Origin of the sequence: Polycladospora coralii (assembly GCF_014773435.2) — a bacterium.
Classification (GTDB): domain Bacteria; phylum Bacillota; class Bacilli; order Thermoactinomycetales; family Thermoactinomycetaceae; genus Polycladospora; species Polycladospora coralii.
The window spans coordinates 1-1,041 of the sequence record NZ_JACXAG020000031.1 but is presented as its reverse complement, the minus strand read 5'-3'; the positions used below and the strand labels follow the sequence as shown (position 1 = coordinate 1,041).

2 rRNA genes are annotated in these 1,041 nt (G+C 40.2%); both read left to right on the top strand.

Features of this window, described 5'->3' with window-relative positions:
* Nucleotides 1-110 (top strand): 16S ribosomal RNA (locus tag IC619_RS16590); the annotation flags it as partial.
* An 807-nt stretch (nt 111-917) separates the two neighbouring features.
* Nucleotides 918-1,041, top strand: a 23S ribosomal RNA gene (locus IC619_RS16585); the annotation flags it as partial.

Genomic DNA, 1,041 nt, shown 5'->3' with positions numbered 1-1,041 from the left:
GTCGGTCACGTAACCCGCAAGGGATCGAGCCGCCTAAGGTGGGGCAGATGATTGGGGTGAAGTCGTAACAAGGTATCCCTACCGGAAGGTGGGGATGGATCACCTCCTTTCTAAGGACGCTCCTTCTTGGAGCTTAAATCGAAGTAATACCTCTCAGGCATGTTACTCACTCTTTAGTTTTCAGGGAATATAGCAAAAAAGCACCCTTCTGGGGTGCTTTTTTGCTATATAAAAATGACCTATGCACCCTATTTTCGTAGATTCAGTTCGAACTTTATGCTTCCCAATTAAACAGTTTACCCTTCTTCAAACTTACCGATGTTTACGGAATTATTGGATGTAGGTTAGTATGAGGTGCTACCGTTTGAGTGTTGCCGTATCAGTAAATGATAACTTTCTTTTGTGATCGTATTATTGGCGGTTTCAAACTTAACGATTTGATTGTTCTGTAATATTAATGTTCGTTACAGCTGTAGCGGGGTTTTGAATTACCAAAAAATGGAACTTGCTGTGAGAAAAAGGAAACTTCTGCAATAGCCACTTTTATCAGTCCCATTCCATATAAGATAATGATTGATCTTTAGGTTGGGTTCAAATGAATTCACTTGGTCACTTACTTACTGTGCTACTCTGTGAAAGTCTACTAAAAATAGTATATAAGATGGATGAAAAATGAAAGAATGTAGTCATCACTTAGCACCCAAATTTTTTACCATAAAAATTGTAAAAAGGGTTGCAAAGATAGATAAGCCATGGTATAGTATTTCTTGTCGCTAAGAACTACAGCGACCTGAAGGAAAGAATCGCACCTTGAAAATTAGATATGGAAACAAGCTGTATGAAATACACTTGGTCTTTTTTAAATGTCAAGTATATATTCACCGGAGAAGTAATCTTAAGAGTATTAAAACCAATTAGGTTAAGCTACTAAGAGCACACGGAGGATGCCTTGGCGCCAGGAGCCGACGAAGGACGGGACGAACACCGATATGCCTCGGGGAGCTGTAAGTGAGCTGTGATCCGAGGGTTTCCGAATGGGGC